The sequence below is a fragment of the Mycobacterium neumannii genome (assembly GCF_048452905.1).
Classification (GTDB): domain Bacteria; phylum Actinomycetota; class Actinomycetes; order Mycobacteriales; family Mycobacteriaceae; genus Mycobacterium; species Mycobacterium neumannii_B.
The window spans coordinates 65,612-88,757 of the sequence record NZ_JBCGVF010000006.1; the positions used below are offsets into that span (position 1 = coordinate 65,612).

The 23,146-nt window shown below is 66.5% G+C and carries 23 protein-coding genes and 1 pseudogene; 14 read left to right on the forward strand and 10 right to left on the reverse strand.

What is annotated here, in order from left to right:
- Positions 1–40: 40 nt before the first annotated feature.
- From AAHH99_RS18075 to AAHH99_RS18095, 5 genes are read right to left on the reverse strand one after another with little or no spacing between them, the layout of a single operon-like run.
- On the reverse strand, positions 41–1,339 hold the full coding sequence (locus AAHH99_RS18075; RefSeq protein ID WP_064412967.1) for an MFS transporter: 1,299 nt from the start codon (positions 1,337–1,339) through the stop codon (positions 41–43).
- Positions 1,340–1,368: 29 nt separating this feature from the next.
- Complete coding sequence (locus tag AAHH99_RS18080) at positions 1,369–2,835, reverse strand: adenylate/guanylate cyclase domain-containing protein (RefSeq protein WP_418769957.1); 1,467 nt, start codon at positions 2,833–2,835, stop codon at positions 1,369–1,371.
- A 13-nt stretch (positions 2,836–2,848) separates the two neighbouring features.
- Positions 2,849–3,151: a hypothetical protein gene (locus AAHH99_RS18085; RefSeq protein ID WP_064346487.1), complete on the reverse strand. Its 303-nt coding sequence runs from the start codon at positions 3,149–3,151 to the stop codon at positions 2,849–2,851.
- Positions 3,152–3,164: 13 nt separating this feature from the next.
- Entirely contained in the window at positions 3,165–4,664 is a 1,500-nt protein-coding gene (locus tag AAHH99_RS18090) for a class I adenylate-forming enzyme family protein (protein WP_418769958.1), read from the reverse strand.
- Positions 4,661–5,512 carry an SDR family oxidoreductase gene (locus AAHH99_RS18095; RefSeq protein ID WP_418769959.1) on the reverse strand — a complete coding sequence of 284 codons (852 nt, stop codon included), beginning with the start codon at positions 5,510–5,512 and terminating at the stop codon, positions 4,661–4,663. The genes AAHH99_RS18090 and AAHH99_RS18095 overlap by 4 nt, the downstream gene beginning before the upstream one ends.
- A 209-nt stretch (positions 5,513–5,721) precedes the next feature.
- Here AAHH99_RS18095 and AAHH99_RS18100 point away from each other — a divergent pair, with 209 nt between their 5' ends.
- Genes AAHH99_RS18100 through AAHH99_RS18115 form a run of 4 tightly spaced genes read left to right on the forward strand, consistent with a single transcriptional unit; the run spans position 5,722 to position 9,778 of the window.
- Entirely contained in the window at positions 5,722–7,299 is a 1,578-nt protein-coding gene (locus AAHH99_RS18100; RefSeq protein ID WP_418769960.1) for a methylmalonyl-CoA mutase family protein, read from the forward strand.
- Complete coding sequence (locus AAHH99_RS18105; protein WP_064346491.1) at positions 7,299–7,715, forward strand: cobalamin B12-binding domain-containing protein; 417 nt, start codon at positions 7,299–7,301, stop codon at positions 7,713–7,715. Before AAHH99_RS18100 ends, AAHH99_RS18105 begins: the two co-directional genes overlap by 1 nt.
- Positions 7,716–7,751: 36 nt before the next feature.
- Complete coding sequence (locus AAHH99_RS18110) at positions 7,752–8,708, forward strand: LLM class F420-dependent oxidoreductase (protein ID WP_418769961.1); 957 nt, start codon at positions 7,752–7,754, stop codon at positions 8,706–8,708.
- An 8-nt stretch (positions 8,709–8,716) separates the two neighbouring features.
- On the forward strand, positions 8,717–9,778 hold the full coding sequence (locus tag AAHH99_RS18115) for a CaiB/BaiF CoA transferase family protein (RefSeq protein WP_418770261.1): 1,062 nt from the start codon (positions 8,717–8,719) through the stop codon (positions 9,776–9,778).
- On the opposite strand, the gene AAHH99_RS18120 is transcribed toward AAHH99_RS18115, so the two are convergent.
- A complete protein-coding gene (locus AAHH99_RS18120; protein ID WP_064412899.1) occupies positions 9,766–10,077 on the reverse strand; it encodes a 2Fe-2S iron-sulfur cluster-binding protein in 312 nt (103 codons plus the stop codon). The two genes, AAHH99_RS18115 and AAHH99_RS18120, sit on opposite strands and share 13 nt — an antisense overlap.
- Positions 10,078–10,189: 112 nt before the next feature.
- Between AAHH99_RS18120 and AAHH99_RS18125 the strand changes: the two are divergent.
- The 4 genes and pseudogenes from AAHH99_RS18125 to AAHH99_RS18140 all read left to right on the forward strand — a co-directional run bounded on the left by AAHH99_RS18125 (position 10,190) and on the right by AAHH99_RS18140 (position 14,227).
- Positions 10,190–11,586 (forward strand): annotated as a pseudogene (locus AAHH99_RS18125) (class I adenylate-forming enzyme family protein).
- Positions 11,571–12,383 carry an acyl-CoA dehydrogenase family protein gene (locus tag AAHH99_RS18130; RefSeq protein WP_418769962.1) on the forward strand — a complete coding sequence of 271 codons (813 nt, stop codon included), beginning with the start codon at positions 11,571–11,573 and terminating at the stop codon, positions 12,381–12,383. Before AAHH99_RS18125 ends, AAHH99_RS18130 begins: the two are co-directional and overlap by 16 nt.
- Positions 12,370–13,458 carry an acyl-CoA dehydrogenase family protein gene (locus AAHH99_RS18135; RefSeq protein ID WP_067386472.1) on the forward strand — a complete coding sequence of 363 codons (1,089 nt, stop codon included), beginning with the start codon at positions 12,370–12,372 and terminating at the stop codon, positions 13,456–13,458. The genes AAHH99_RS18130 and AAHH99_RS18135 overlap by 14 nt, the downstream gene beginning before the upstream one ends.
- Position 13,459: 1 nt before the next feature.
- Positions 13,460–14,227 carry an enoyl-CoA hydratase/isomerase family protein gene (locus AAHH99_RS18140; RefSeq protein WP_064346498.1) on the forward strand — a complete coding sequence of 256 codons (768 nt, stop codon included), beginning with the start codon at positions 13,460–13,462 and terminating at the stop codon, positions 14,225–14,227.
- Between the two features lie 262 nt (positions 14,228–14,489).
- Here AAHH99_RS18140 and AAHH99_RS18145 read toward each other — a convergent pair whose 3' ends face one another.
- Positions 14,490–15,254, reverse strand: coding sequence for an SDR family NAD(P)-dependent oxidoreductase (locus AAHH99_RS18145; protein WP_418769963.1), 765 nt, complete (start codon positions 15,252–15,254; stop codon positions 14,490–14,492).
- Positions 15,255–15,328: 74 nt separating this feature from the next.
- Here AAHH99_RS18145 and AAHH99_RS18150 point away from each other — a divergent pair, with 74 nt between their 5' ends.
- On the forward strand, positions 15,329–16,474 hold the full coding sequence (locus tag AAHH99_RS18150; protein WP_064412904.1) for a thiolase family protein: 1,146 nt from the start codon (positions 15,329–15,331) through the stop codon (positions 16,472–16,474).
- 47 nt (positions 16,475–16,521) lie between these two features.
- Positions 16,522–17,409 carry a methylmalonyl Co-A mutase-associated GTPase MeaB gene (gene meaB, locus AAHH99_RS18155; protein WP_418769964.1) on the forward strand — a complete coding sequence of 296 codons (888 nt, stop codon included), beginning with the start codon at positions 16,522–16,524 and terminating at the stop codon, positions 17,407–17,409.
- Here the strand turns inward: meaB and AAHH99_RS18160 are convergent.
- The gene (locus tag AAHH99_RS18160; protein ID WP_064412906.1) at positions 17,364–17,990 is read right to left on the reverse strand and encodes a TetR/AcrR family transcriptional regulator; all 627 of its coding nucleotides are present in this window, start codon (positions 17,988–17,990) and stop codon (positions 17,364–17,366) included. The genes meaB and AAHH99_RS18160 overlap by 46 nt on opposite strands.
- A gap of 87 nt (positions 17,991–18,077) precedes the next feature.
- Between AAHH99_RS18160 and AAHH99_RS18165 the strand changes: the two genes are divergently transcribed.
- Genes AAHH99_RS18165 through AAHH99_RS18180 form a run of 4 tightly spaced genes read left to right on the forward strand, consistent with a single transcriptional unit; the run spans position 18,078 to position 20,511 of the window.
- The gene (locus AAHH99_RS18165; protein WP_418769965.1) at positions 18,078–18,785 is read left to right on the forward strand and encodes a hypothetical protein; all 708 of its coding nucleotides are present in this window, start codon (positions 18,078–18,080) and stop codon (positions 18,783–18,785) included.
- Entirely contained in the window at positions 18,782–19,618 is an 837-nt protein-coding gene (locus tag AAHH99_RS18170) for a hypothetical protein (protein WP_418769966.1), read from the forward strand. Before AAHH99_RS18165 ends, AAHH99_RS18170 begins: the two co-directional genes overlap by 4 nt.
- Entirely contained in the window at positions 19,618–20,214 is a 597-nt protein-coding gene (locus AAHH99_RS18175; RefSeq protein ID WP_418769967.1) for a cytochrome c oxidase subunit 3, read from the forward strand. The genes AAHH99_RS18170 and AAHH99_RS18175 overlap by 1 nt, the downstream gene beginning before the upstream one ends.
- Positions 20,215–20,217: 3 nt before the next feature.
- On the forward strand, positions 20,218–20,511 hold the full coding sequence (locus AAHH99_RS18180) for a cytochrome C oxidase subunit IV family protein (RefSeq protein WP_064346506.1): 294 nt from the start codon (positions 20,218–20,220) through the stop codon (positions 20,509–20,511).
- 128 nt (positions 20,512–20,639) lie between these two features.
- On the opposite strand, the gene AAHH99_RS18185 is transcribed toward AAHH99_RS18180, so the two are convergent.
- Complete coding sequence (locus AAHH99_RS18185; RefSeq protein ID WP_418769968.1) at positions 20,640–22,244, reverse strand: FAD-dependent oxidoreductase; 1,605 nt, start codon at positions 22,242–22,244, stop codon at positions 20,640–20,642.
- Positions 22,245–22,271: 27 nt separating this feature from the next.
- Entirely contained in the window at positions 22,272–23,078 is an 807-nt protein-coding gene (locus tag AAHH99_RS18190; RefSeq protein WP_418769969.1) for an IclR family transcriptional regulator, read from the reverse strand.
- Positions 23,079–23,146 lie beyond the last annotated feature (68 nt).

The window sequence follows — 23,146 nt, forward strand, 5'->3', positions numbered from 1 at the left end:
ACCGCAACGAAATACCCCGAAATCGCCGCCCACGCGTGCGCTATGTGTGCACCGTCGCTCGCAGCGGCCGCCGCGCGGTTTCCCGCATCGTCAACAGCGTCGCAAGGGTGACGGCGGCGGCGGCGATCACGTAATAGGCGGGAGCGATTTCATTGCCGGTGCGGTCGACGAGCCACGTCGCCACATACGGCGCGGTCCCGCCGAAGATGGCGACCGACATGTTGTAGCCGATGGAGTATCCGCTGGAGCGGACTCTGGTGGCGAACAGCTCTGCGCCGGCGGCCAAGGATGCCGACACGAAGACCGACTCGAGCGCCGCCAGGGTGGCGTGGGCGGTGACCGCGGCGGCCAGCGAGCCCGAATTCAGCAGTAGGAACAGCGGATAGGCGAAGAGGGCGAAGCCTATGGCACCGGAATACAGCAGCGGCTTGCGCCCGATCCGGTCGGACAGCGCGCCCAGTGGCGGGATCAGGATGATGGCCACCATGCTGGCGACGGCGATCGAGACGAACGCGTCGACCTTGGTGAACTCGAGTGTCTCGGTGAAATACGTTGGCAGGTAGGTGAACACGATGTAGAAGCCGACGTTGTGGATGACCACCAGGCCGGCGATCTGCAGGATGGGCCGCCACGAGGTGCGCAGCGCCTCGCGCAGCGGTGACGTCGCGACCTCACCCTGCTCGCGCAGGTTCTCGAACTCCGGTGTGTCTTTCAACCGCAGCCGGATGTAGAGGCCGACGACACCGAGCGCGCCGGCGATCAGGAAGGGGATTCGCCAGCCGTAGGAGTTCATCGCCGGTTCGGACAGGAGGGTTTCGAGACCGGTGACCGTCAGCGCACCGAGAAGGAAACCGACGACCACCGACCACACCAGAAACGACACGATGAAGCCGCGGTGCCTGTCGGTGGCGTATTCGGCGAGGAAGCACGCTCCGCTGCCGTACTCGCCGCCGGCCGAGAAGCCCTGCAGGCACCGCAGGAACAGCAACAGCAGCGGTGCGGCCACCCCGATGGCGTCGTAGCTGGGGACCAGCCCGATGGCCAGAGTCGAGGCCGACATCAGCAGAATCACCAGCGCGAGAACGCGTTGGCGGCCGATCCGGTCGCCGAGTGGGCCGAAGAAGAACCCGCCCAAGGGCCGCATGAAGAACGCGGCGGCGAAGACGGCGAATGTGTTGAGCAGCGCGGCGGTCTCGTCACCCGGCGGGAAGAACTTCTCGGCGATATAGGTCGCCAACAACCCGTAGATGGCGAAGTCGAACCACTCCACGGCGTTGCCGATCGACGCGCCGACAACGGCTTTTCGAATGGCCTCCGAGTCCGCGGTGCGCGCAACCATGCCGCTGTATTCCCCGACGGTCCGCGTCTCTAACCGGGATCGGCGGCCGGTGTCCACATCTGGGTGGGGGCGGATCGGCCGCGCAGGGTTTCCGATCCCTGTGCCTCCCAGCGCCGTCGTTCCGCCGTGCTGGCACGTTCGAGCGCGCTGCCTGAGCACAGCGCTCGCGCGGGAAACTCCTTGGCCCGGTCGGCCAGTCGGGCCGCCTCGTTGACCGCGTCCCCGACAACGGTGTATTCGTACCGGTTCTCCGCGCCGATGTTGCCCGCGAAGACGGGTCCGGCCGAGACCCCGATGCCGAAGTCGAGTGGCAGGCGCTGCAGATCGGTGACCAGATCGCGTGCGGTCATCAGCGCCGCCGACGCTGGATCGTCGACGCGCAGGGGAGCGCCGAAGACGGCGAGTGCCGCATCGCCTTGGAATTTGTTGATCAAGCCGTGCCGCTGATCCACGGCCGCGACGACGATACGGAAGAACTCGTTGAGCAGTTCGGCGACCTCGGCGGGCTCGTGGGTGGCCGCCAACGGGGTGGACCCGACCAGATCGATGAACAGCACCGCGACGTCACGTTCGTCGCCGGACAACGACTCGTTCTCCTCGATGGCTCGCCGGACCACGTCCTCGCCGACGTGGCGGCCGAACAGGTCGCGCAGCCTGTCACGTTCACGCAGTCCGGCCACCATACGGTTGAAACCGCGTTGCAGACGGCCGATCTCGGACCACTCGTAGACCTCGACGGACCGGTCGATTTGCCCGCGCTCCACGTCGGCCATCGCCTGGACGACTTCCTGAACGGGGTCGGAAATCGACATGGAGGTCAGGATCAGTGAACGCAGACCGAGCACGACCGCGACCAACGCGAGCACGATCAGCGCCAACTCGATGGCCGCGGTCTCCTCGAGAAGCCACCCGTTGTTCCGCATGATCAGCAGTGCGGCGATGGCGACGCCCGGCAGGGCGGTGCACACGGTCCACATCAGCAGCAGCCGTGCCCGGACTCCGGGCGCCGTCAACGTCGGCGTGCTGGAATCGACTGCCACGCTGGCCAATACGGGTCGCAACGTTCGTAGTGTGAACAGGAAGCCGGTGCACACCGTGGCGATCGTCCCGAAGAGCATGGCCGATCCGATCACCGCCAGCGCCTCGGATCCGGCGTCGAGGTTCAGTGGTACCAGGACCGCGGCAGTGAGGATCCACGGCGCCACCGTGGCCGCGGCCTGGCGGCGCATCATCGTCAGCGTCGACCGTCGTTCGGCGGCGGTGGGCTCGCGCCCCGCGCGCAGATACCGCAACGCCGGGAGCAGGATGTAGGCGGCACTGACGCCGACGGTGGCGGTACCGACCGCGAGCAGTGCCGCCGCGGTGATCACATTCTCGGGAGTGACCACGTCGCGACCGCCCAGCAATCCGACGATCGCGATGACCTCGACCGCAGTCAGCAGGTAGGCCGACGCAAGCCCGGCCACATACCGGGTGAGCAGGCGGCGCGGCCTCACCCAGAGGAAGGTATCAGTCGCTCGCGGGCAGGGGCTTGGCTTCTTTGAGAGACAGTGGCGTGGTGCCCACGCTCAGCGTTCCGGCACCGGCCTTCGTCACCAGGACTTCGGCGCCGTTGTCGTCGACATAACGCTTGCCCATCGCGTTGCCGTCAGAGAATTCGGGGTCGATCTGAACGTCGGTACTCTTCTCGGCATCCAGGGGCACCATCGGAACGCCGCCCGCGCGCAGATCGTCGAGGCTGTCCGAGCTGCGCACGACGATCACCTGGGTGTCGCACACCTGGCTCTGCAGTCGCGTGCCGTTCTTGATCATGCTGGGCTCCTTGCTATCTGGTGGCTGTCAACTCGGCGATCAGTTCTCGACGCAGCACCTTGCCGGTCGCATTGGTCGGCAACTCGTCGCGGAACACGACGCGGTCGGGGGTTCGCGATCCGCGCAACTGGCGCCGCACATACTCGCGCAGCTCCTCGGGGTCCGGGTTCGCGGGGCCGTCCGGACTGTCGGCCGGGACCACCACCGCGACGATGATCTGACCCCATTGCGGATCCTCGGGCCCTACCACGGCGCAGTCGCGCACCGCCGGATGTTCGACGAGCACGTCCTCGATCTCGGCGGGTGCGATGTTCTCCCCGCCGCGGATGATCGTGTCGTCGGAACGCCCGCCGATGAAGAGATAACCGTCTTCGTCGAGCATCGCGATGTCTTTGGTGGGGAACCATCCGTCACCGTCGAGCACCGAGCCGATCTCGGTGTAGCGGCCCGATACCTGCTCACCGCGGACGAACAGTTCCCCGGTCTCGCCGGGGCCGAGCACCTCGCCGTCGGCGTTGCGGATCTGTACTTCGATCCCTGGCACCGGCTGGCCGACCGAGCCCAGCCTGCGCAGGATGGCCTCGTCGGACGAGGCGAGCGCCTCGCGGTGGTCGTCGGGCCCGAGCACCGCGATGGTCGAGCTGGTCTCGGTCAACCCGTAGGCGTTGACGAAGCCGACCTCCGGCAACAGTGAGAGCGCCTTGCGCACCAACGGAAGTGGCACCTTGGAGCCGCCGTACGCCAGGTTGCGCAGGGTGGGCAGGGCCACGTTCTCCGTTTCCAGGGCGGTCACGATGCGGTCCAACATCGTCGGCACGACCGTCGCCGACGTCACGCCCTCGTCGCGCACCAGCCGGATCCATTCCCTGGCGTCGAACTGCGGCAGGTACACCATCTTTCGCCCCGCGTAGAGGTTGGACAACGCGGCGCTCACACCGGCGATGTGATACGGCGGGACGCAGATCAATGCGGCGTCGCCGGGCTCCGCGGAATCGAACTCGACCGTGCCGGTGATGTAGCTGGTGAGGTTGCTGTGCGTCAGCTCAACGGCTTTCGGGCGCGATGTGGTACCGGAGGTGAACAGCACGACCCCGACGTCTTCGGGATCGGGGAACTCCGCGGCCGGATCGCTGGTGCGCGCGGCGCCGAGGAACTCGTCGGAACCGATGACCTGCTTGCCCGCGCCGGCGACCATATCGAGGTATTCGGCGTCGGCGACGACGAGCGGTTGGGGGAGGCGATCGATGAGCTCACGAAGGCCGTCGGCGCTGAGCCGGTAGTTCAGCGGCGTCACCGGTACCCCGGCGCGAGCCGAGGAGAACAGGAGAAGGGGCAGCATCGCGCCACCCATGCCGACATAGGCGACGTGCGAAGCACCGGACTCGGCGATGACGCCTGCCCCGCCGTCTGCCAGGGCGCTCAACTCACCTGTGGTCAGCCGCAATCCACCCGACACCACGGCGGTGCGGTCCGGATTGCTCGAGGCCATCTCGAGCAGCAGTGAGATGCTCATGATTTGTCGACGAAGATATCAAGGATGGGGTCGTCCCCACCGCCGTAGCGCGACAGGTCTGTCACGCCGGACTCGGCGAGCAGTTCGGAGTCGATGAAGCATTTGCCGTTCACATCGGCCGGGGGGCGCGACAGGATCAACGCGGCCGCGTCACCCATGATCTGCGGGTCGCGCGACCGGTCCAGCATCTCCTGGAAGCCGGGAGCGTTGGCGACTGCAGACGTCGCGATGTAGGTCTCGGGCCACAGGCAGCTGAATCCGATGCCGGTTTCCGCGTACTCGGCGGCCCACCCCAGCGAGAGCAGAGTCATTCCGTACTTCGACAGGGTGTAGGAGGGGTGAGCGCCCAACCAGTGCGGGTTCATGTTCAGTGGCGGCGCCAGCGTGATCACGTGCGCGCCTGCCGGCTCCGCTCCCTGGGCGCGTGCCGCGGACTTGCGCAGGTACGGCAGCGCCGCCTTGGTGAGCAGAAACGTGCCGCGCACGTTGATGTCCATCATCAGGTCGAACTTCTTGGCCGGCAATTGCTCGGTGGGCTCGGTGGCGATGGCGCTGGCGTTGTTGACGACGACGTCCACCCCACCGAAATGCTCGACGGCCGCATCGACCGCACGTTGCACGTCCTCTTCTTTTCGGACGTCGCCGACCACGGCCACACCCTTGCCGCCGGCGGCCTCTACCTCGGCGACTGCGGTGTGCACCGTGCCCGGCAGCTTCGGATGCGGTTCGGCCGTCTTGGCCAGTAGCACGACGTTGGCGCCCCGCCTGGCCGCAGCGAGGCCGATTGCGAGACCGATGCCGCGACTGCCGCCGGAGACGACGAGCGTGCGGTCAGTGAAGGCGGACATGGACCTCCTTTGGCTGCGACCTGCGTCGCCCCACGATGCTAGCGGACCTCGAATACAGGCGGTATTGGCGTTCTCATTTTACGCAAGTGCCATATTCGCTGTGTACCGGGTCTTCGCAGGCTTTCGACGGTGGGGGACGCCCCTTCTCCGGTGCACGTTTCCGGCCTGCGGTATTGGCATTCTCATTTTTTGCAAGTACGTTATCCGTGATGAGCGAGCCAGTACAGACCCCGTCGGGGATCCCGCTCGAGCCGGTGTATGGGTCGACGGACCGGGCGACGGAACCGCCTCCGCCGGGCACATATCCGTTCACGCGCGGGAATTTCGCCACGGGATACCGCGGGAAGACGTGGACGTTCCGGCAGTACTCGGGGTTCGGGACGGCCGAGGAGTCCAATCGGCGTTACCGCTATTTGCTGGACCAGGGCGGAACCGGGCTGTCGGTGGCGCTGGACCTGCCCACGCAATGCGGCTACGACTCCGATGACCCCGAGTACGGCGAAGAGGTCGGCCGGGTCGGCGTCGCGGTCGACACGCTCGCCGACGCCGAGATCCTCTTCGACGGCATCCCGCTGGACAAGATCAGCACCAGCTTTACGATCAACGGCACCGCCGCCATCCTGCTGGCGTTCTACGTCGCCGCCGCAGAGAAGAAGGGGGTGCCGCGGGCCAAGCTCACCGGCACCATCCAGAACGACATCCTCAAGGAGTACGCATCGCGCGGCACGTGGATCTGGCCGCCCGAACCGTCGCTGCGGCTGATCGCCGACACCATCGAGTTCTGCGCGGCCGAGGTGCCCAAGTTCAACGCGATCTCGGTTGCCGGTGCGCACTTCCGCGACGCGGGCGCCAACGCGGTGCAAGAGATGGCGTTCACCCTCGCCGACGGCGTCACCTACTGCGACACCGTCGTTGAACGCGGGCGCATGACGATCGACCAGTTCGCACCGCAGATCTCGTTCTTCTTCTACACCCACGGTGACTTCTTCGAGGAGATCGCCAAGTACCGCGCCGGACGGCGGCGCTGGGCGACGATCGTGCGCGAGCGCTACGGGGCCTCGTCGGACAAGGCGTCGATGTTCCGATTCGGCTGTGTGGCCGGTGGCGCATCGCTGTTCGCGCCGCAGGCCCAGAACAACCTCGTCCGCGTCGCCTATGAAGCGATGGCCGCGGTGCTCGGTGGCGTGCAGTCGATGTTCACCGCGGCGTGGGACGAACCGTTCGCACTGCCCAGCGAGGAATCGGCGACCCTGGCGTTGCGTACGCAGCAGATCCTCGCCTACGAGACCGGCGTGACCAAGGTCGCCGACCCGCTCGGCGGGTCGTACTTCGTCGAGGCGCTCACCGACGCGACGGAGGAGAAGATCATCGAGATCATGCACGATCTCGAAACCCACGGCGGCATGGTCCGTGCGATCGAGGACGGATACCTGCAGGGCCTGATCGCCGACGAGGCGTTCAAGATCCACCAGGAGATCGAATCGGGCGAGCGACCGGTGGTCGGGGTCAACAAATTCGTCTCCGACGAGCCGCCGCCCGAGATCGCGACCTACGAACTCGATGCCGAGGGCCGCGATCTGCAACTCAAGCGGCTCGCGAAGGTCAAAGCCGAGCGCGACGCCACCGCGGTCTCCGCATCACTGGCGGCGCTGGCGCGCGCGGCCGAAGGTGACGACAACCTGATGCACAAGCTGGTCGACTGCGCCAACGCCTACTGCACTGTGGGAGAGATGGTTTCGACGTTGAAGTCGGTGTGGGGCGAGTTCCAGCAGCCGGTGGTGTTCTGATGGCGGACTCTTCTACGGCCGGCCCGGTGCGGGTCCTGGTCGCAAAACCCGGCCTTGACGGGCACGATCGCGGCGCCAAGATCGTCGCGCGGACGCTGCGCGACGCGGGCTTCGAGGTGATCTACACCGGAATCCGGCAGCGCATCGAGGACATCGTGTCGATCGCCTTGCAGGAAGACGTTGCGCTGGTTGGGCTTTCGATCCTGTCCGGCGCGCACGTGGCTCTCACCACGCGCACGGTCGAGGCGCTGCGCGCGGCCGACGCCGGCGACATCGCGGTCGTCGTCGGTGGCACCATCCCACAGGGCGATGTGCCCAAGCTCCTGTCCGCGGGCGCGGCTGCGGTGTTCCCCACGGGCACGTCGCTGGACACGCTGGTCGACGAGGTCCGCAAGCTGACATTGAGCGAGCAATGACGCCCTCGCCGCTGAACTCCCGGAGGAAGAACTGACATGCGCCTTGGCGTGATGATCGGGGCCGAACGCGGCGATATGGCGCGCAAGGTCAACAAGCTGGTCTCCGATATCGAGTGGGCCGAATCTGCGGGAATGGATACCGCATGGATGCCGCAGGTGCCCAACGACTTCGACTGTCTGACCATGGTTGCGCTGATGGCCGCGCACACCTCGAAGATCGAGCTCGGCACCGCGGTGGTGCCGCTGCAGGCGCAGCACCCGATCGCGCTCGCGCGTCAGGCGCTGTCGGTGCATGCGATGGCGGGCGGGCGGCTCGCGCTCGGGGTGGGACCGTCGCACCACTGGATCGTGCGCGACATGCTCGGCATCCCCTATGAGAAGCCGGCCGCGTACACCCGCGACTATCTCGAGGTGCTCAACGCCGCACTCGCCGGCCCCGGCGACGTCGACGTCGAAAACGACACCTTCACGGTGCACAACCCGACGGTCCTCGGCGCGGAGAACCCGCTGCCGGTCCTGGTGGCCGCGCTGGGTCCGGTGATGCTGCAGATCGCCGGCGAGCGCGCCGACGGCACCGTGCTGTGGATGGCCGACGAGAAGGCCATCGGCGAGCACATCGCCCCCAAGATCAACAAGGCTGCCGCCGAGGCGGGCAGGCCCGCTCCCCGCATCGTCGCGGGGATACCGGTGTGCCTGTGCGCGAATTCGGAGATCGAAGCCGCCAAGGACCGGGCGAACCGCATCCTCGCCGAAGCCGAGACGTCACCGAACTACCAGCGACTGCTGGACCGTGGCGACGCCCGCGATGTCGGCGATCTCTGCGCGGCCGGTGATGAGGAAGCGATCTTGGCACGCTTCAAGCGATTCGCCGATGCGGGGGTAACGGACCTGTCGGTCCGGCTGCTGCCGATCGGCGACAACCGCGACGAACTGATCGCGTCGAAGTACCGGACGCGTGAGGTGATCGCGGAATTAGCCAAGCAGGTGCGGTGAGCGGCCCGCTGGGTTCGGTGAACGCGCCGCTGGCCGGCATCCGCATCATCGAAGTCGGAGTCATGCTGGCCGGGCCCTACGCCACCATGCTGCTGGCGGACCTCGGCGCGGAGGTCATCAAGGTCGAGCCGCCGGGCGGCGAGATCTCACGGCAGGTCGGGGACAGCTATTTCGCCAGCCTGAACCGCAACAAGAAGAGCGTCGTCCTCGACCTGCGCTCGGAGGACGGCCGACGGCGGCTCGGCGAACTCGTCGCGGATTCCCATGCGCTGCTGGTGAATATGAAGCCGTCAGCGATCAAGAAACTTGGACTGACATACGACTCACTCAAGCGGTTCAACGAACGCATCGTCTGTGTGGCGCTGACGGGATTCGGGCTCGAGGGCGGCGACGATCCGGCGTTCGACTACGTCATCCAGGCGGCGACCGGCGTTGCGGCCATGACGGGACATCCGGACGAACCGCCGACCTTGCCGGGATACTCCTCGGCCGACAACTCGACCGGGCTGGCCGCGGCGCTGGGGCTGCTGGCGCAGATCGTGTCGGGCCGTGGTGGTCAGGTCGACGTGTCCCTGCGGGATGTGATGTTCTCGCAGCTGAACTACCGCGCATCGGCGTACCTGAATGACGGTGCGGCGCCGTTGCGTTATCCGTTCGGGGCACACTCGTATTACGTTCCGGCGCAACTGTTCGCGACGGCGGACGGCTATCTGGCGCTGTTCATCACCCATGATGGGTTCTGGCGCGCGTTCTCGGACGAAGCAGGTATCGAGGGCTTTCCCACGATGGCCGAACGGTCAGACAAGCGCGACGAGGTGCTGGCGGTCGTGGCCGCGGCGTTGGCCACCGATACAGCCGCGAGTTGGGAGTCCCGGTTGCGTCCCTTGGGTATTCCGGTCGCCGCGGTGCGCACATTGCCCGAGGCGTTGGAGCAGACGCCCGAGGTGATCGTGCAGGCGGGTGATTTCCGGTTGGTGCGCAGTCCGATTCAGATCGCGGGCTATGAACCGGAGTACCGGCCGGCACCCCGCGTCGACGAGCACGGCGACCTTGCGGTTCAGTCGTCGTAGGTCACGCAGATCGTGTCGGTGTCCGGGATCGCTTGGCAGGTGAGGATGTATCCCTCGTCGACCTCGTCCTCGTCGAGAGCGTCGTTGACCCGCATGGTGGCGCGCCCCTCGGTGAGCTTGCCCATGCAGGTGCCGCAGTTGCCGGCTTCGCACGAGAATGGCGGTGACAAGCCGGCCCGCCTGGCGCTCTCCAGCAGCGTCTCGTCGGCGACGCGGGTGACCGACACCTTCTTGCGGTCGAGCACGATCGTCACCTGTCCGCCCTGTGCCGGCTGGTCAGGTATCGGATCGGCCGTCATCAACAACTCTCCTGGCACATCGGTTCTAACTGGACGAGAATATCATTCTCGTTAAATGATACGCTATTCTCAAAGCGAAATCCGACCCCCGGGGCACTAGTGAGGACAGGGTGTGAGTGAGGCGATCGCGCTCGCCTTCGAGCAGCGTGAATACACGCTGTCGCAGCTCGACGCGCTGAGTGCCGGGATGGCCGCAACCCTGAAATCCCGCGGCGTTCGCGCCGGCGACCGAGTCACGTTGATGTCGTCCAATCGCCCCGAATTCGTCGTCGCGCTGCGCGCCGTATGGCAGTTGGGGGCCGCTGCGGTCCTACTCAGCCCGGCGTGGAGGCGCGCGGAGATCGAACATGCGCTGGCGCTGACCCGGCCGGCGCACGCGGTCGGCGATCATCCCCTGCTGGCCGAGATCATGCCGATGCTCTCGCTCGACGATCCGATCGAGCCCGAGCAGCGGGAGGTCACCGCACCCGATCCCCAGGCCGACGCCCTGTTCGTGTTCAGTTCCGGCACCACCGGTATGCCGAAGGCGGTTCGGCACACCCATGCGGCGTTCGCCGTCGCGGTGCGGCACTGGCGCGATGCCTGCAGCTGTCGTCGTCGGACCGCATGCAGATCATGACCCCGCCGCCACACATCCTGGGCCTGCTCAACATCGTGATGGCGCTCGACACGGGGACCTGGATCCGGCTGCACCGGCGCTTCGACATCGACACCATGTTGCGGCATATCGAAAGCGACCGGCTCACCATCGAGATGGCCGTGGCGCCAATCGCTTTGGCGCTGGCGGCCCATCCGGATCTGGAGTCCCACGACCTATCGTCGCTGCGCTACATCATGTGGTGCGCGACGCCGGTCACCGAGAGCGTCGCACAGGCCGTCACCGCCAGGACCGGGGTGAAGTGGGTGACCGCGTACGGCGCCAGCGAGTTGCCGGTGATCTCGTGTAACGAGCTCGACGGCCGCCACCTCGACACCGTTGGCCGGCCCGTGCCCGGTGCGCGCGTACGCGTGGTGTCCCTGGACACCGGTGCGGTCCTGGAGTCGGGCGAGCCCGGCGAGATCGAGGTGCAGTCGGATTCGGTGATGGCGGGCTACCTGCCGGAGTCGGCGACCGCGGCAGCCTTCCACGACGGGTGGTACCGCACCGGCGACGTCGGCTATCTGGACGACGACGGTTGGCTGCGGATCACCGACCGGTCGAAGGAGATGATCAAGGTGCGCGGCTTTCAAGTTGCGCCCGCCGAGGTCGAGGCCGTGTTGCACGGGCATCCCGCGGTCGACGACTGCGCGGTGTTCGGGGTGCCCGACGCGGCCAACGGCGAGGCGATCGTCGCGGCCGTGAAGACGAATACCCCTGTGCCGGAGGACGAATTGGCGTCGTGGGTGGGGGAGCGGCTGGCGTCGTACAAGCGGCCCAGCCGGGTGGTCGTCGTGCCCGAGATCCCGCGGCTGCCTTCCGGGAAGGTTCTGCGTCGAGTGTTGAAGGAGCGTCTGTGGACGTCCGTCTGACAAGTGAACAACAACAGTTGAGGGCCGCGGCGGCGAGCTTGGCCGACGACCTCGGTCCGGGGTCGGTCGCCGACCTCGAGGATGCCAGCAGGGTCGCCAGACTGGAGAAGGCCGTGGACGCCACGGGCTTTCGCACGCTTCGCTCGGACGGGGCGTCGGGTGTCGAGGTCGCGATCGTGGCCGAGGAGTTCGCCCGAAGGCTCGTCGACGTGCCGTTCATCGGGCCCTTACTGGCCGACGACCTTCGCATGCGAGGCGGCGGTGAGCCGGTTGCGGCAGAGGCGGCGGATTCGATCGACCTGACGAAAAGCCTTGCCGGCGTGGTTGAGTCACCCACCGAACTCGATAGCCTGTCGGACGAGGATGCCGGCCGATGGCGGGCGCTGGCGCTGACGGTCACGTGCGCCGACCTGGTCGGGGCGGCCAGGGGAGCCCAGGATCTGGCCGTCGAGTACGCCAAGGTGCGTGAGCAGTACGGTTCGACGATCGGGTCGTACCAGGCGGTCGGTCACCTGCTGGCCGAGAGCCTGGCACTGATCGAGGGTTCGATCAGCGTGTTGCGGCATGCCGCATGGGCGGTCGACGAACTCCCGTCCGCCGAGGCCGTCGAGGCGGCCGGGGTTGCCAAGATCTACTGTGCGCGAGCGGCGTTGACCGTCTGCGAGACCTCGATCCAGGTGCACGGCGGTATCGGCAACACGTGGGAGTGCTTGGCCCACGTCTACCTGCGCCGGGTGCTGTCCGCCACCGAGACGTGGCCCGTGAAGTTGGAGGAGTTGTCCATTGGACTTTCGTGACTCACCGGAGGAAGCCGCGTTCCGCGACCGTCTGCGCGGCTGGCTGAGCGAGCAGAAGGGCAAGTTCCCGACGTCGGGCGACGAGTACTGGGCCGCCCAGGGTGCGTGGCACCAGGCGCTGTATGAGGCCGGGTTCTTCGGCACCTCGTGGCCCAAAGAGTATGGCGGACAGGATCTGCCTCCGGTCTACGACGTCATCGTCGACGAGGAGATCGCCAAGGCCGGTGCGCCGGCGCGGCCGAGCCTCGGATACCTGGTGGTGGGGCTGTCGCATCACGGAAGCGAGGAACTTCGCCAACGGTTCCTGCCGGGAATGATCAACGGCACCGAGCGGTGGTGCCAGGGCTTCTCCGAGCCTGGCGCCGGCTCAGACCTGGCGTCGCTGACCACGACGGCGACCAGAGAGGGCGACGAGTACATCATCCATGGTCACAAGATCTGGACCAGCTATTCCGATGTGGCCGACTGGTGTCTGTTGCTGGCTCGTACGGACAAGGATGTGCCCAAGCACAAGGGTATTTCGGCGTTCATCGTGCCGATGCACCAACCGGGGATCGAACAGCGGCCGCTGAAGATGATCAGCGGCGTCACCAAGGAGTTCGGCCAGGTGCTGTTCGACGGGGCCCGGGTGCCCGCGGAGAACATGGTCGGCGCGCCGGGTGAGGGCTGGAAGTTGGCGATGACCGTCGTCAGCCACGAGCGCGAGCCGTCGACGCTCGGGTTCTCGGCCCGCTACGGAAAGCTGGTGCGGCAGTTGGCCTCACGGGTGGACGGCTCGGCTCCCGAGGAGCTGGCGTGGGCGTGGGTGCAGACCGAGATGCTGCGGTTGCACGTGCGCAGGAGGTTGTCCGAACAGCTCGACGGGATGACGCACGGGCCGCAGGGCTCGCTGGACAAACTGTTGATGACGTGGACCGAGCAGTCCGTCGGTCACGCCGCGCTGGCCACCGTCGGCACCGGTGATCCCGAATTGTTCGGCGCCTACATGTACAGCCGCGCGCAGAGCGTGATGGGCGGTACCTCGCAGATTCAGAAGAACATCATCGCTTCGCGCATTCTCGGATTAGGAGTTTGAGTTGTACGACCTACCACCGGAGATCGACGTCCAGGCCGACGGCGCATTGCGCATCATCACGCTGAACCGGCCGGAATCCTTGAATTCGGTCAACGACGACCTGCATTGCGGGCTCGCCTGGCTGTGGCCGCGGCTCGCCGAGGACCGGGAGGCTCGCGCGGCGGTGATCACCGGTGCGGGACGGGCTTTTTCGGCCGGCGGCGACTTCGGCTATCTCGAGGAGCTGCGTCAGGACGCTGACCTACGCGCCAAGACGATTTTGCACGGCCGCGAGATCGTGCTGGGCATGGCGCGCTGCCGGATTCCGGTGGTGGCGGCCGTCAACGGTCCCGCGATGGGCCTGGGCTGCAGCCTGGTGGCCTTGTCCGACATCGTTTACATCAAAGATGATGCCTACCTTGCCGATCCACACGTTCAGGTCGGATTGGTCGCCGCCGACGGTGGACCGCTGGTGTGGCCGCTGGAGATGAGCTTGCTGCACGCCAAGGAATACGCGCTGACCGGTGCGCGGATTTCGGCCCAGCGCGCCGCCGAGTTGGGGTTGGCGAACCACGTCGTCGAAGACCCGTTGAGCGAGGCGATCGCCTGCGCGAAGAAGATCATGGAGCTGCCGCGCCAGGCGGTCGAAAGCACCAAGCGGCTGTTGAACATTCACCTCGAGCGCTCCGTGCTGGCGGTGCTCGACTACGCCAACACCGCGGAGGAGCAGTCCTTCAAGACCGACGATTTCCGCGAGATCGTCACCCGGCTGAACGCCAAGAAGAAGTAGCGCACACTCAGTTTGGCGCGAGCGTGCGTGTCTGCTGCGCGACACGCCGCTCGCGCGCGCCGCTATGCGCACGCTCATGCGCGTGCGAGTGTGCGCAACCTGTCGAACCCGACCGGTATGCGAAACGCACGGGCTCGTATGGCCCGTGCTGAGCACACGTGCCAGATGCAGACGCGCACCGTCGCGATGGCGCGATGGTGCGCAAACTGCTGAAATTGCGCGGCGTGTCGTGTGCAAACACGCACGCTCGCGGAACAGGGAATTACTTGGGTGGGAAGCGTAGAGCTCCGTCGAGGCGGATGATTTCGCCGTTGAGATAGTCGTTTTCGATGATGCTCTGCGCCAACTGCGCGTACTCCGTCGACCGGCCCATCCGCTTGGGGAACGGCACCTGCGGACCCCAGTACTGCTCGAGTTGGTCGGCGGCCTGTCCATACGCCGGGGTGTTGATGGTGCCGGGCGCGATGGTGACCACGCGGATGCCGAGCGGCGAGAGGTCGCGGGCCGCATTCAGCGTCATGCCGATCACGCCGCCCTTGGCCGCGGCATACGGCAGCTGACCGATCTGACCCTCGTAACCGGCGATCGACGCGGTATTGATGATCACGCCGCGGGCGCCCTCGTCGAGCGGCTCGGACTTCGCGATCTCGGCGGCCGCCAGCCGCATCACGTTGAAGACCGCGGTCAAGTAGAACTCGATCGTCGTCTTGAAACCGTCGAGGTCCAGCGGGGAGCCGTCCTTGCCGATGAGCCGGCCGCCGCTGGCCGGGCCGCCGTGGGTATCCACCGAGATGCGCAGCGGAGCAAGCGCCGCGGCCTCGGCGATCGCCGCGTTGACAGAGTCCTCCGACGTCGCGTCGGTGCGGACGTAGCGCACGCCGAGCTCGCCTTCCAGCTTCTTGCCCTTGTCGTCGGCCATGTCCGCGACGACGACCTTGGCTCCGGCCCCGTGCAGACGCCGGACCGTCGCCTCGCCGAGGCCGCCGGCGCCGCCGACCACGATTGCCGAGCTACCCGCAATCTGCATATGGTTCCCCTTCTTGCAACTAGCACTCTCGGCTTGAGAGAATAACATTCTCATACGTCGAGACGGAGATACCCATGCCCGAAGCCGTGATCGTTTCTGCCCTGCGCACCCCCATCGGCACCGCGATGAAGGGCACGTTGCGAGACACCGACGCCTACGAGATGGCCGAGCATGTGATCGGCGCGGCCGCCGGTGAGGTGAACGGCCTGGCGATCGACGACGTGATCCTCGGCGAGGGGCTCTACGGCGGCGGGGTGATCGCTCGCCATGCCGCGATCACCGCGGGCCTCACCTCGGTGCCCGGGCTGTCGAACAACCGGCATTGCGCTGCGGGGCAGGCCGCGGTCCAGAGCGCCGCCGCCAGCATTCGCGCGGGCATGGATCAAGTGGTGATCGCCGGTGGCGTCAACTCCGCCTCGACCACGCCCCGCTTCACCCGCCGCGCCAGCAGCGCGAAAGACGCCGCGATGCTCGACTGGTTTCCCCCGACGCACCCCGACCGCGCCGACGCACCGAACATGGACATGTCGATCACCGTCGGCTGGAACGCCGCCGTGCGCGCGGGCGTGAGCCGCGAGGAGATGGACGAGTGGGCGCTGGGCTCGCACCGCAAGGCGATCCGGGCGATCGACGAGGGCCGCTTCAAGGACGAGATCGTCCCGATCGAGACGCCCTACGGGCAGTTCGACACCGACGAGCATCCCCGTCGCGACACCAGCATCGAGAAGCTCGCCGCGCTCAAGCCGCTGCATCCCGAGATCGAGGGCTTCTCCATCACCGCGGGCAACGCCTGCGGAGCCAACGACGGGGCCGCCGTGCTGACGCTGGCCAGCGACCGGCTCGGGCTGCCCTCACTGGGCACCGTCAAGGCGTGGGCGTCGGTCGGTGTCGATCCCGCCTTCACCGGGCTGGCACCCGTCGAAGCGATCCCGAAAGCCCTCAAGCGCGCCGGCATTTCGCTCGCCGACGTCGACCTGTTCGAAATCAACGAGGCCTTCGCGGCGATGTGCGTGGCGACCGTCAAACTGCTCGACATCGACCCCGACCGCGTCAATGTCAGTGGAAGCGGCTGCTCGCTGGGGCATCCGGTGGCGGCCACCGGCGCGCGCATGCTCGTCACGCTCGTTCACGAATTGCGCAGGCGCGGCGGCGGAATCGGCGTCGCCGCGATGTGCGCGGGCGGCGGCATGGGATCGGCCACGGTCATCGAGGTGGCCTGAGCCGCCCGGCGGCGACACCAAGCAGGCGATCCGTAGACTGCCATACGATGACCAGCTCAGACCGTCTTGCGGAACTCATCGAGGCGGCGCGCAACGGATCGGCCCGCGCGACCGGCCGATTGCTCAGCATCGTCGAAAGCCCCCGGCGCAGCGAACTTCTCGACACGCTCGGACCCGTCGACACTCCGCGAGTGGTGGGAGTGACCGGGCCGCCGGGCGCGGGGAAATCGACGACGGTCGGTGCGCTCGTCGGCGCGTACCGGGAGCGGGGCGAGCGGGTCGCGGTGTTGGCGGTCGACCCGTCGTCGCCGTACAGCGGGGGAGCGCTGCTCGGCGACCGGATCCGGATGGCCGCCCACATCAACGATCCCGACGTGCTGATCCGGTCCGTCGCGGCGCGCGGGCATCTCGGCGGGTTGGCCGCGGCGGTACCCGCGGCAATCCGTGTTCTGGCGGCGCTGTCCTACGGGCTGGTGGTGCTGGAGACCGTCGGGGTCGGACAGTCGGAGATCGAGATCGCCGCGGTCGCCGATCCAACCGTCGTCATCCTCAATCCCGGCGCAGGCGACGCCGTGCAGGCGGCCAAGGCCGGGTTACTGGAAGTGGCCGACATCGTGGTGGTGAACAAGGCCGACCGCGAGGGCGCCGACCAGACCGTGCGCGACCTTCGTGCGGAGACCATGGCGCCGGTGCTGAAACTGGTTGCAGCCCAAGGCGACGGCCTGCCCGAACTCGTCGACGCGATCGAAATGCATCACCGTTCCGACAGTCCGGAACGACGCGCCGCGCGGGCCAGGGCGCAGATCTTGTCGCTGGCGCAGACGCTGCTGCGCACGCATCCGGAACTGGACCGGTTGGCCGCAGCCGTCGCCGACGGCGACGACGACCCCTATACCGCCGCCGAGCGCCTCTTCGTCGTACGGGAGGGGCCCTGAGCCCGCTCCGGTAGGTCGAGCAACCGGCGGGACATCCGAATCAACTGAGTGCGAAGCGTTTCGGCGTCGATATCGGAAACCAGTGGGTGCATCACGGCCACGCTGATCGCACTCGACAGCACCGCGGCGTGCAGTCGGGCCTCCGGGCCGGCATGGGTGCCCAGCAGCGCGGCATACAGGCGTTCGATGAATCGCTGGAACGGCTCATGTTCGGCCTGCAGCCGAAGGATCACCGGATCGAACTGCAGCGCACTGACGACTCCGCGCCGTTCGACGGCCTGGTCGATCATCCGGTCGAGCAAGATCTCCCGAGATTTGAGACCGTGGCCGGCCGCCTCGGCAACTTCGAGCGCGTCCTCGAGACGGCCCATCTCCCGTTCGGTGATCGCGATGACGATCTCTTCCTTCGTCTTGAACTGGCGGTACACCGCCGCCTTGGTCACCCCGATGGAATCGGCGATCATCTGCAGGGAGGTACCGCTGACCCCGTGTTCGGCGATCAATGCCAGCGCTGCGTCCAAGACCCTCGTCTGCGCAGCGGTGCGGGTGATCGCACTGAATCTCTGCTCTGCCGTGGCCATGACGTCGAGGGTAGCCCAGCATTGACCGCCTGGTTGCCGATCGGCTACCGTTCGAGTAGCCGATCGGCAACTAGCTTTGGAGCGCACATGAGACGAACTGATGGTGAGTTGATCATGCTGTGGGTCTTGCCCGCGATGGTGATCATCTGGGCGTCTGCGTTCTTCCTGTTTCCCGGTTTCCTGCATCCGATGTCGCCGACCATGTCCGCGGAGGAGGTCGCGGCTTTCTACCGCGACGAGACGGCCCGAATTCGGTACAGCATGATTCTGTTCAACTGGTTCGGGGTGGGTTTGATCCCGACGGTGATCCTGCTGGCGATGCAAGTGCGCAAGATGGCACACCGCACGCCGATCCTGACCTACTGCCTGATCGCCTGCGCCGGCGGTCCGCCGACGCTGTTCTTGATCGCGAACATGTTCTGGCTTTTGGGGTCCTTCCGGCCCGAACGTTCCCCCGAACTCACCCAACTGCTCAACGATCTGGCCTGGGTCACCTTCACGGTGCTGGTGCCCTATCTGATCGCGCAATGCCTGGTGCTGGCCCTGGCGATCTACTGGGATCGCCGAGACCAGCCGGTCTTCCGGCGGTGGGTGGCGCACTTCAATCTGCTCATCGCCGTCGCGCTGATGCCGGCGGCATTCGGGGCCGTGACCTTCGAGGGCCCGTTGGCGTGGGACGGCGTGCTGTCCTTCTGGGTCAAGAACATCGCGATCGCCGTCTGGATCGTGGTGATGGGGGTTGTTCTCGCCCAGAACATCCGCCGCCAACGCGCAGAAGTCGCGGTCCCCGCATGAGCGCGCTCAGCGCGGAGACGGTAGCGGCGCCCGATCCGCCCAACGATTCACGGCTGGGTCGCCTGGTGTGGAACTTCCGCTACCACCCCAAGCGTGAGCTGTGGTTCGCGTGGTGGGTGATGGTGATCTTCTACCAGTTGTACGGCGTGTTGTTCTTCCTCGTGACGCGGGTGCAACCGCCGCCGAGCCCCGACTGGGACACGCCGTTGGTGGTGCAGTGGTTCGCCGACCGCCATCTCGGCCTGCTCACCGGATTCGGCGTCGTATTCCTGATTTCGGGCATGTGCGCGCCGATGAACGCCCTACTCGCATACTCGATGTGGCGGATGTCGGTGAGTCGCGTCTTCGCCTATTCCTACCTGATCATGTACTCGCTCGCCGCCCTGCCCGGCATGCTGGTGATGGCCATCGCGATGACCGTCGGCGCGCTCAGACCTGATCGCGATCCCGAGTTGATCCTGTGGATGTATGACTTCGCGTTCCTGTCGTTCAGCGGAACGATGGGGGTGTTTCTGGTCGGCTCGGTGGTCTGGCTGGTGGCAATCCTGCTCGACAAGAACAACGTGTTCCCGAAATGGTTCGCGTACCTGGGGCTGTGCAACGCGCTGACCGAAGTCGTCGTCGCACCCGCCTGGATCTTTCAACGCGGTGCATTCGCGTGGAACGGTGCGATCGCGTGGTGGATCAACATGGTCGTGTTCATCCTCTACACCGCGGCGTTCATCGTGTTACTGCGAAAGATGATCGAGCGCGAGGATTTCGGCACCGGGCCGCTGCCCGACCTGCCGCCGAAAGGTGTAACCGAACCCTCGGCCTCGGTGGGGGTCGTGTGATGACCGACGTCGTTGGCGCCACGTCGAAACGGCTCGAGGACAAGCCGCAACGCCGTGTACCCGGCCAGCCGGACATGTGGTTGTTCGTGTTGTTCGAAGCCATGCTGTTCACCGGCTACTTCTCGGTCTACCTGGCGCTGCGCACACAGAACGCGGATCTCTTCCTGGCGTCTCAGGCGGATCTCGATCTGCGGATCGGTGTCTTCAACACCATTGTCCTGCTGACGAGTTCGTGGGCGATCGCCAGGTGCGTCCAGGCTTCACGCAGCGGTTCGTACCGCTCGGCGATGACGTACGCCTATGTGACCGTCGGTCTCGGTGTGACGTTCGTGGTCTCGAAGGTGTTCGAATGGATTCTGGAGATCCGACTGGGGAATACGTTCACCAGCGATGAGTTCTTCCAGCATTACTTCTTTCTCACGTCACTGCACTGCATCCACGTGTTGATCGGATTCATCGTGTTGGGTGTGGTCCTCTACCAGTTGCGGAGCCCGGCGCGACGCTCGCAGGAGCTCATCGAGACCGGAGCGACGTACTGGCACACGGTTGACTTCCTGTGGGTGCTGATTTTCGCGATGCTCTACGTGGTGAGGTGATCGATGACCAACGCTGTGAACAAGAGACTCGTGATCGCCTGGGCGATCCTGACGTTGTTGACGTTGGTCTATGTCTGGATGGATGAAGCGGTCGACCAGAACAGCACGCTGAAGGCCAGCACCGTGGTCACCGTCAGCGCGATCGTCATCGCACTGATCAAGGTGCGCATCATCTTCCGGGAGTTCATGGAGGTGCGCCACGCCCCCGCCTGGCTGTGCCGCCTCACCGACGGGTGGGTGGTCCTCGTCGCGACCTGCCTGTTGAGTAGTTACTTCATCGGAATGGCGGTCGCCTGAACAGCGCTGCACCGACCGGCCCGCGGTACCGAGTGCGCGGTTTCATACGCAACACGCCGCGATGGGCGTATCAGGATGCACAGTCGAGCACTGACCGGCGCTGAACTGGCTGGCGCTGAACACGCGAGCTACACGCGAGCCGACGCCGCACGCCCGGCGCGGTAACCGAACACCATTGCGGGCCCGATCGTTCCACCGGCACCGCCGTACGCCTTGCCGGTGGCTCCGGCCATCGCGTTGCCCGCGGCGAACAAGCCCGGGATCGCCGATCCGTTGACATGCAGCACCCGGCCGTCGCCGTCGGTGCGGGGGCCGCCCTTGGTTCCCATCGCGCCGATCGACACCGGCACGGCATAGTAGGGCGGCGTATCGATCGGGCCGAGGGTGCGGCCGGCGGGCGTCGGTGCTTTGTCGTCGCCCCAGTAGCCGTCGTAGGCGCTCGAACCGCGCTCGAAATCCGGATCGCGGTCGTGGGCGACGCTGTCGTTCCAGGACTGCAGTGTGCGTGCCAATCCGTCGGGGTCGATGCCGGTCTTCTCGCCGAGCTCGACCAGGTCTTTGGACGGCGAGAACCATTCCGGCGCAGGGCCGTCCGGTTCGATGCCGAGGAAGCCGTACTTCTTCAGATGAAGCGAGTCGAAGACGATCCACGCCGGATCGTTGGCATACCCCAGCTTCGGATCGAGGTAGTGGAACGGCCCCGCCATCGAGTTGTACTCGCCGGCCTCGTTGAGGAACCGCTTACCCGCCCGGTTGACGATGATGCTGCGCGGTCGGGTCCGTTCCAGCCGAACGCTGCGGCTGCGCGGCTGGCCCTGGAACGTGTCGCCGGGAAGTTGGACGATCGGCACCCACCAGGCCTCGCCCATGTTGGCCAGATCGGCGCCGTGCGCCATCGCCATCCGCAGGCCGTCACCGGTGTTGTTGGGCGGTGAGACCGGTCCGCGCATCGGTCCCCGCAGGTACGCCTCGACGAGTTTGCGGTCCCACTCGAACCCGCCGGTTCCCAGAATCACGCCTCGACGGGCCCGCACGGTGAAGTCGTTGCCGTCCTGCGAGATTCGCACACCCGTGATGCCGAGCGGATCGGCGAGCAGTTCGACCGCGCGCGCGTTGGTCCGTGGTGTCACACCGAGGTCCAGCAGGCCCTTCAGCAGTCCGGCGATCAGGGCCGTGCCCGCCACGCAGTAGTCACCGGATTCGTCGTCGACCGACGCGTGGATGCGCGCGCGGGTTTCGGCGTCGATGCCGACGTTGCTGAAATCCGCCGGGAACGACGTGATCCGGTCGCGCCACTCACCGAGTCGGCCCAGGTCGAACGGCTTGGCGTTGAGCGAACGCCCACCCGACGGCCGACCACCGGGCAGCTCGGGCTTGTAGTCGGGGAACCCCTCGGCAACTTCGAACCGCAGATCGCTGTGTGCCTCAACGAAATCGAGCATCTCGGGGCCGGTGCGCACGAATGTCTCGACCAGGTTGTCGTCCATGTATCCCAGCGATTGGGCGCGCAGGTAGGCCATCGCGTCCTCGACGGTCAGTTCGCCGTCTGCGGCCCGGTTGTGCGCGGGAATCCAGATGATGCCGCCCGACACCGCCGTCGTACCGCCCACGGTCGCGGCCTTCTCGTAGATCTCCACCGAAGCGCCATTGGCCGCCGCGGCGAGCGCCGAGGTCAAACCGGCCCCGCCGCTACCGAGTACGACCACGTCGACGTCATGATCCCAATCGGTCATGTGCTGCTCCTTCCGGCTGGAGTGCCCTTAGTTGAGGATCGCGGACAACTCGTCGGCCGCCCTGATGACCGCGTCTCGGCCGCGCGTCAGGACGTCCTCGCGATGCGAGATGAGGTTGATACATGTCGGCGGCGCCGGTGGCCGTCGGCGCACCGGGACCGCGAGGCCGTAGGTGTTGGGCTCGATCTCGCCGTGTGTGATCACCCAGCCCTGCTCGCGGGTCAGCGGCACCAGATCACGTTCGTCGGGACGAGGCGGCATGCTTGCCAGCAGCGCGATTCCGGCGGCGCCCCGGTCCAGCGGATAACGGCTGCCCTCATGGAAGGACAGCTGATAGAAGACGTTGGTCGGCACGACGACGGCGATCGCGACCTGCTGATCACCCTCGGCGACAAGAAGGGACACCGTGCTCGCGAGTTCGTCGGCGAGCCCCCGCAAGGTCGGCAGGCTCAGTTGCCGCACGTTGTTGTCGAACGACGCCCCGAGCACCGCCAGCGCCGCCGCCGAGCGGTAGCGACCGTCCTCGCCCTTGGCCAGCAACCGGAACTGCGACAGCGTCGACAACAACCGATAGGCGATGGTCCGGTGCACACCGATGTCGTCGGCGACCTGCTGAGCGGTGAGGCCGGTAGGGGAGCTGGCCACCAGCTGCAAGGCGGCCAAACCCCTTGCCAGCGTCTGCGAGCCCGGCGCCCCGTTGGGTACGACGCTGATCGGCTCCGTCCCCTGCCGGGCTCCGCCCTGCTCGACCCGATGTCGGGCTCCGCCCTGCTCGACCCGATGTCGGGCTCCGCCCTGCTCGACCCGATGTCGGGCTCCGCCCTCCGAAGGCATGGCGTCCCTTCCTCGACTTCCCTTGACATCACGCTGTCGCGAGAGTGATGCTCTGACTATAGTGCACG